8 protein-coding genes are annotated in these 6899 nt (G+C 69.1%); 3 read left to right on the top strand and 5 right to left on the bottom strand.

The features are described from left to right. Nucleotides 1-235: 235 nt before the first annotated feature. Nucleotides 236-895 carry a GntR family transcriptional regulator gene (locus tag ACWDKQ_RS24695; RefSeq protein ID WP_450141131.1) on the bottom strand — a complete coding sequence of 220 codons (660 nt, stop codon included), beginning with the start codon at nt 893-895 and terminating at the stop codon, nt 236-238. Between the two features lie 46 nt (nt 896-941). After that, complete coding sequence (locus ACWDKQ_RS24700) at nt 942-1289, bottom strand: ABC transporter permease (protein WP_450141132.1); 348 nt, start codon at nt 1287-1289, stop codon at nt 942-944. A 71-nt stretch (nt 1290-1360) separates the two neighbouring features. Here ACWDKQ_RS24700 and ACWDKQ_RS24705 point away from each other — a divergent pair, with 71 nt between their 5' ends. Next, entirely contained in the window at nt 1361-1561 is a 201-nt protein-coding gene (locus tag ACWDKQ_RS24705) for a hypothetical protein (protein ID WP_450141133.1), read from the top strand. A 162-nt stretch (nt 1562-1723) separates the two neighbouring features. On the opposite strand, the gene ACWDKQ_RS24710 is transcribed toward ACWDKQ_RS24705, so the two are convergent. The 3 genes from ACWDKQ_RS24710 to pdhA are packed head-to-tail and all read right to left on the bottom strand — an operon-like array spanning nt 1724 to nt 5141. Beyond that, nucleotides 1724-3064, bottom strand: coding sequence for a dihydrolipoamide acetyltransferase family protein (locus ACWDKQ_RS24710; protein ID WP_450141134.1), 1341 nt, complete (start codon nt 3062-3064; stop codon nt 1724-1726). Beyond that, nucleotides 3061-4089, bottom strand: coding sequence for an alpha-ketoacid dehydrogenase subunit beta (locus tag ACWDKQ_RS24715; protein WP_450141135.1), 1029 nt, complete (start codon nt 4087-4089; stop codon nt 3061-3063). The genes ACWDKQ_RS24710 and ACWDKQ_RS24715 overlap by 4 nt, the downstream gene beginning before the upstream one ends. Continuing rightward, nucleotides 4089-5141, bottom strand: a complete 1053-nt coding sequence (gene pdhA / locus ACWDKQ_RS24720) for a pyruvate dehydrogenase (acetyl-transferring) E1 component subunit alpha (RefSeq protein ID WP_450141136.1) — start codon at nt 5139-5141, stop codon at nt 4089-4091. Before pdhA ends, ACWDKQ_RS24715 begins: the two co-directional genes overlap by 1 nt. A 105-nt stretch (nt 5142-5246) precedes the next feature. Between pdhA and ACWDKQ_RS24725 the strand changes: the two genes are divergently transcribed. Together ACWDKQ_RS24725 and ACWDKQ_RS24730 are read left to right on the top strand one after the other, a co-directional pair. After that, a complete protein-coding gene (locus ACWDKQ_RS24725) occupies nt 5247-5747 on the top strand; it encodes an Lrp/AsnC family transcriptional regulator (protein ID WP_450141137.1) in 501 nt (166 codons plus the stop codon). 211 nt (nt 5748-5958) lie between these two features. Then, on the top strand, nt 5959-6885 hold the full coding sequence (locus tag ACWDKQ_RS24730) for a glycoside hydrolase family 16 protein (protein WP_450141138.1): 927 nt from the start codon (nt 5959-5961) through the stop codon (nt 6883-6885). Nucleotides 6886-6899: the final 14 nt, after the last annotated feature.

Here is a 6899-nt window from a genome sequence, read left to right on the forward strand (position 1 = left end):
AGCTCAAGCGTCGTGGTGGTGGCACCGGTGCGGCGGCGCTGTGTGGCGGCGGAGGCCAGGGCGATGCCCTGATCCTGCACGTCCCCAAGGCCTGACATCGGGGTTCGGGAGCGCGCAGCCGGGCTCCAATCTGGTTGCGCGTTCCAGAGCGGAAATCGCTTGCCGCCACGCGGGCCGTTCGCGCACTGATCTCCGCGAATGTGGCGCGCCGATCAAGGCGCTGCAAAGCGAGCGGTCAGGGCAGCATCCTTTCCAGGACCATTCGCTGGCTGGACAGGACGTGCTGCTGCGCGACCGCGGCGGCCCGGTCGGCGTCACCGGCGGCGATCGCGGACTGGAGCTGCTCGTGCTCCGTGCAGACCCGCTCGGGTTCGAGGTTCATCCGGAACAACCACGCCAGCCGGCCGTGCAGCGGTTCCAGGATCGACGCCATCAGATCGTTGCCCGCGAGCGAGACCAGCTTGTCGTGGAAGGAAGCGTTGGACCTGGACATCGTGTCGATGTCGCCGGCTTCGTGCGCTTCCCGCGCCCGGCGGGCCAGATCGGCCAGCTGAGCCACGTCCGCAGGCTCGGCCCGCTCAGCGGCCAGGCGCGCGGCGTAGACCTCGAGGGCCTCGCGCACCTCGAACAGCTCCTTGGCCTGCTGGTGGTCCAGCCCGCGGACGAACACACCACGTCGGCGCGGCAGCACGTCGACGAAGCCCTCGCTCTGCAGCATCCGGATGGCTTCGCGCACCGGAACCCGGGAGATCCCGAGTTCGGCGGCGAGGTCCTGCTCGAAAATCCGGTCACCGGGGCGCAGCCGGCCGTCGGAGATGCGGGCCTGTAACTCCCCGCGCACCTGATCGCGCAGGGGAACGCGGGCATCCGCGGCTTGCTCACCGGTGACCGACACGTTTTCTCCTCCTAAGGTCGCTGCCCCCAGCCTATGCGAGGAGGGCTCAGATGCCGCGCCTCGCACGATTGCCCGACCAGAGGCCGACCGCTGCGATCGCTGAGGCCGCGATGATCCCGTGCAGCACCGACGGGTCCAGCAGTTGGCCGGACAACAGCGCCCGCTCGGCTTCGGCGGTGTGCGAGACCGGGTTGAACTGCGCGGCGACCTGCAGCCACGCCGGGCCGAAGTCCATCGGCAGCAGCACACCGGAGAGCAGCATCAACGGGAACAGCGCGAGTTGCGTGACCGCGTAGAACATCTCACCGCCCGGGTGCGAGACGATCGCCAGCACGTACGACAGCGAGCCGAGTCCGACGCCTAACAGCAGCAGCACCGCCAGCCCGGCCAGCACCTCGTGGGCGTGCAGTTGGAAACCCAGCGATACGGACAGGACGACAGACCGCCTCGGCCGCGGAGGAGACGGTGTGGCTGGGGGCGAGCCTCGCGGACCTGAGCGCGATCGTCGGCCGGTCGCGGCAGGCGGCCCGCAAGCGGTGGCCGGAGCTCGGCGGCATCTACCGCCGCTGCAAGTGGCTCGGCAACCACGTCGACGACATCGCCTACACGGCCGGGCAGCTGGCCTCCCGCGCTGACGACCTGGTGCCCAGCCGACGTGCTGGTTGAAGTGAACGCGTTCGTGCCGCCTACCGAGGTGAACAGTCCGTTCCCTTCACACCGGTGGCGACGCGGAACCAGATCGCTTCCGCTGGGGCTGCCGGAACCTCCAGCCAGAAAGCTCCCAAACGGCCTTTAAGGGGCGCCAAAAGTGCTCACGGGCCCGGCGCCCTAGAGGTCGGACAGTGCCGTGATCGGGTTCTCGACGCAGTCGGCGACGTAGCGGAGGAAGCCTCCTGCCGTGCCTCCGTCGCAGACCCGGTGGTCGAAGGTCAGGGACAGCTGGGTCACCTTGCGGAGGGCCAGCTCGCCCTGGAAGGCCCACGGCTTGTCGCTGATCCGGCCGACGCCCAGGATCGCGGCCTCCGGGTGGTTGATGATCGGGGTGGAGCCGTCCACGCCGAACACGCCGTAGTTGTTGAGCGTGAACGTTCCGCCGGTGAGGTGCTTGGGCTCGAGGTCACCCTCGCGGGCCAGTCCGGTGCGGTGCGCGATCGCCTCGGACAGCTGTGCAGTGCTCATCCGGTGAGCGTCTCGGACCACCGGGACCATCAGTCCGCGTGGGGTCTGCGCGGCGAAGCCGAGGTTGATGTGCCCGAACTGGACGATCTCGTTGCGTTCGTTGTCCACCGAGGCGTTGAGCTCCGGGAACCGCTGCAGGCCCGCGACGCAGAAGCGGGCAATCAGCGACAGCAGGCCGATGCCGCTGCGCTGCTTGAGCAGCGCGCGGGCCTCAAGCAGTCGGGTCGCATCGACATCCACCCAGGTGCTGGCGTCCGGGATCTCCCGGCGGCTGCGGGCGAGCTTGTCCGCGACGGCCCCGCGCAGGCCGCGCAGCGGCGTGCGGAGCTCGCCTTCCTGCTGCGTCGGCTGGGCTGGTTGGGGCTGCGCGGCGGAATCCACGTCGCGGCGCAGGATGACGCCGCCCGGCCCGGTTCCGACCACATTGGACAGATTAACGCCGCGCAGCCGGGCGAGCCGACGCACGATCGGCGAGAGCACGCGCGGAGCTCCAGTGAGGTTCACGCATGACTCCGTGCGCACGTCGTTGAGCGACACGGCCTCAGGCACACTGGTCGCCGGGTGCGAAACGACAGCCGAAGAGCCATGCACAGTGCGTGATCCATCGTGCGCTGCACCTGATGCCGTGCGCGACGCGTGGTGGGCGCGGCGGCTTCGGCGCGGTGGCGCGCTGGAGGTGCCGTAGCCGATGAGCACGTTGCCCGAACCGGCACGCTCCTCGGTCCGGTGCTCCTCGTACGCCGAATCTTCGCAGGCGATCGTGGTCAGCGGCGCACCCACGGGCAGCACGTCACCGGCCGCGCCGTGCAGCGCCTCGACCACGCCCGCGTGCGGGCAGGGCACGTCGACGACGGCTTTGGCGGTCTCCACCTCGACGACCACCTGGTCCGCTTCGACCCGGTCGCCGACCTCGACGTGCCAGCGGACGATTTCCGCCTCGGTCAGGCCCTCGCCGAGGTCAGGCAGCGCGAACTCCGCGGAGCGGGTCATGCGGCGTCCTCCCGGTTTTGGACTCCGTCGAGCCACTTCGTGTCTGGTTGGTCGTCCCACTGCAGCCGGGCCAGCGCATCGAGCACCCGATCGACACCCGGCAGGTGCACGTGCTCCAGCTTCGGCGGCGGGTACGGCACGTCGAAGCCCGCGACGCGCAGCACCGGCGCGGCCAGCGAGTGGAAGCAGCGCTCCTGCACCCGCGCGGCGATTTCCGCTGCTACTCCGGCGAATCCCGGCGCTTCCTGCACTACCACGCAGCGTCCGGTGCCGCGCACGGCTTCGGCGATCGTCTCGTCGTCGAACGGCATCAGGCTGCGCGCGTCGACGACCTGGACGTCCCACCCCTCCTCCTCGGCCGCCTCGGCGGCCGCCACGGCCAGTGGCACGGTGGGGCCGTAGGCGATCAGCGTGGCGTCGCGGCCCGGCCGGCGGATCGCGGCCCGCCCGATAGGCTCGGTGGTCGTCGGCAGCTCGATGTCCTGTTTGGACCAGTAGAGCTTCTTGGCTTCCAGGAAGACCACCGGGTCGGGATCGTCGATGGCTTCGCGCAGCATCGAGTAGGCGTCGGCGGCGGTCGCCGGGGCGACGACCTTGAGCCCCGGGGTGTGCGCGTAGTACGCCTCGCTGGAGTCGCAGTGGTGCTCGACGCCGCCGATGCCTCCCGCGAACGGAACCCGGATGACGATCGGCAGGCCGACCGCGCCCCGCGTCCGGTTGCGCATCTTCGCGATGTGCGAGACGACCTGCTCGAAGGCGGGAAAGGCGAACGCGTCGAACTGCATCTCCACCACTGGGCGGAAACCGGCCATGGCCATGCCCACCGCGAACCCGGCGATGCCCGCTTCGGCCAGCGGCGTGTCGAAGCAGCGGTCCTCACCGAACGCGGCCTGCAGGCCGTCGGTGATCCGGAAGACGCCGCCGAGCCGCCCGACGTCCTCGCCGAAGACCACAACCCGCTCGTCCTCTGCGATGGCGTCGCGCAACGCGGCGTTGAGCGCCTGCGCCATGCTGGTCGGTGCCACTACAGCGCCTCCTGTTCGGTCCGGAGCTGGGCGAGCTGCTCGAGTAACTGCGGGGTAGGTTCTGCGTAGACGTGCCGGAAGAGGTCCTCGGGATCGACCGCCGGTTCCTTCTGCATGCGTGTGCGCACCCGCGCGGCGAACTCCTCGGCTTCCCCGGCGATCCGCTCCGCGGTCGCATCGTCGAGGTGGCTGCCTGCGCGCAGATGGCGTTCCAGGAGGCTGATCGGATCCCGCTGTTGCCAATGCTCGACCTCCTCGGGCGATCGGTACCTCGCCGCGTCGTCGGCGTTGGTGTGCGGCTCCATCCGGTACGTGTGCGCCTCGACCAGGAAAGGCCCGTTTCCAGCGCGGGCGTGCGCCACCGCACTGTCCAAAACGGACAGAACTGCGGCGGCGTCGTTGCCGTCGACCTGCTCGCTGCGGATGCCGTAGCCGATGCCCTTGTGCGCCAGGGAAGGTGCTGCGGACTGCTTGGCGAGCGGGACGCTGATGGCGTAGCCGTTGTTCTGCACGAAGAAGACCACCGGGACGCGGAACACCGCGGCGAAGTTGAGCGCCTCGTGGAAATCGCCTTCGCTGGTGGCGCCGTCGCCGAGCAGCGCCATCGCCACCGTGTCGTTGCCCTTGCGGGACTCGCCGTGGGCCAGCCCGACCGCGTGCAGGGTCTGGGTGGCCAGCGGGGTGCACTGCGGCGCGGTCCGGGCGGACGGCACGTCATATCCGCAGTGCCAGTCCCCGCGCAGCAGCGTCAGCACCTCGACCGGGTCGATGCCCCGGCTCACCAGCGAGACCGAATCCCGGTAGGTCGGGAACAGCCAATCATCGGTGCCGATGCTCAGCGCCGCGCCGACCTGGCACGCCTCCTGGCCGCGCGAGGACGGGTAGACCGCGAGCCGGCCCTGCTTGGTGAGCGTGGTGGCCTGCGCGTCGAACCGGCGGCCGATCACCATCGCCCGGTACGCGGCCAGCAGCCGGGACGGTTCTGGCAGCGCGTAGTTCGGATCGGGCTGCTCCAGCAGCCGCACCGGGCTGCTCGACGGAAGCCATTCCACGACCGACACCTCCTCAGGACGACTGGCTTGAGATAGTCGGCCAGATTGGTCACGTGATACAAGTCCTTCAGGGATAATCGGAACGAACGGCATCGAGGGAGCATCATGGCTGACCAAACGTCCATCAGGATCGATTCGCGTGGCGGCCGGGCCGGACGATCGGCTCCGGCGCTGGACGAGATCGACGCGCGCATCGTCGCGGAGCTCGGCCGCGACGGGCGGATGTCCATCCGCACGCTGGCGGAGCAGGTGAACATCTCCCGCACCAACGCGCACAGCCGGGTGGAGCGGCTGGTCGACAGCGGCGTGATCACGGGCTTCCACGCCCGGGTTGACCCGGGCAAGACGGGCCGGGGCACTGCGGCGTTCATCGGCCTGTCGATCGAGCAGGGCACGTGGCCCCAGGTGTCCCGGCGGCTGGCTGCGATCGCCGGCGTCGAACACGTGGCTCTGGTGGCGGGGGACTTCGACTTCGTGGTCCTGGTCCGCACCGAGGACAACCTGTCCCTGCGGAACCTGGTCTTCGACCACATCCAGTCGCTGCCAGGCGTCCGGAACTGCCACACGTGGCTGATCTTCGACGAATTCGAACCCGACCACCCCTGAACCGCCGGAAGTGCGACGCTTCGGACGGTTTCTGGCGCACCTGGGAATCTGGGAACGCCGGGAAGGTGTTGCTCCGTCCTTCGCGGGGAATGGTGCCTTTGCCGGTTGTTCATTGCGGGCCGAAACGTTTTCATGGTAGCGGATTCCGTGATCGAGACCACCAGTCGCTCGGGGGGCTTGCTGGAAGGTAAAGCACCGTCGGGAGGAACACTTGAGAACCAGGCTGACACGACGGCGCATCGCCGCTGCCCTTTCCTCGGGGCTGGCCATCGTCGGATTCTCCGTCCCCTCCGCTTCGGCCGACGTGCCGCCGCCGGAGGCGGGCTGGACGCTGACCTTCAGCGACGACTTCACCGGCGCCGCCGGCACGCCGCTGTCATCCGAGTGGATCATCGACACGGGAACTTCCTACCCGGGCGGGCCACCCAACTGGGGCACCGGGGAGATCCAGACCTACACCTCCGACCCGGCCAACCTCGCCCACGACGGCGACGGGAACCTGAAGATCAAGCCGCTACGCGACGCTGCGGGGAACTGGACCTCCGCGCGGATCGAAACGCAGCAGACCGACTTCAAAGCAGCAGAGGGCGGCGTCCTCCGCATCGAGGCCCGCCTCCAGGTGCCCAACGTCACCGGAGAGGCGGCGCTCGGCTACTGGCCGGCATTCTGGGCGCTGGGGTCGCCGTACCGCGGCAACTACCAGAACTGGCCCAGCATCGGCGAGTTCGACGTCATGGAGAACGTCAACGGCAAGAACGAGACGCACGCCGTCCTGCACTGCGATGTCGCCCCCGGCGGGTCGTGCAACGAGATGACCGGTCTCGGTGGCAGCCGCCCCTGCCCCGACGTGGCCTGCCAGGCAGAATTCCACACCTACCGCTTCGAGTGGGACCGGACCGGTTCCACCGAGAAACTGCGCTGGTACGTGGATGGTCAGCAATTCCACTCGGTGAGCGAGTCTCAGATCAGCCCGACGGCCTGGCGGAACATGACCTCGCACGAGGGCTACTTCCTGCTGCTCAACGTGGCGATGGGAGGAGCATTCCCGAACGGCGACTCGGGTACGACGACCCCTAACCCGGCCACCGAACCCGGCCACCCGATGCTGGTCGACTACGTGGCCGTCTACAACCGCTGATCGAATATTTCCGA

The organism is Saccharopolyspora sp. NPDC000995 (assembly GCF_053599315.1).

What these genes read in the sequence shown, in the direction of transcription:
- ACWDKQ_RS24710 (WP_450141134.1), bottom strand. Translation starts at nt 3,064, where the DNA reads ATGACCCGCTCCGCGGAGTTCGCGCTGCCTGACCTCGGCGAGGGCCTG.
- ACWDKQ_RS24725 (WP_450141137.1), top strand. Translation starts at nt 5,247, where the DNA reads ATGGCTGACCAAACGTCCATCAGGATCGATTCGCGTGGCGGCCGGGCC.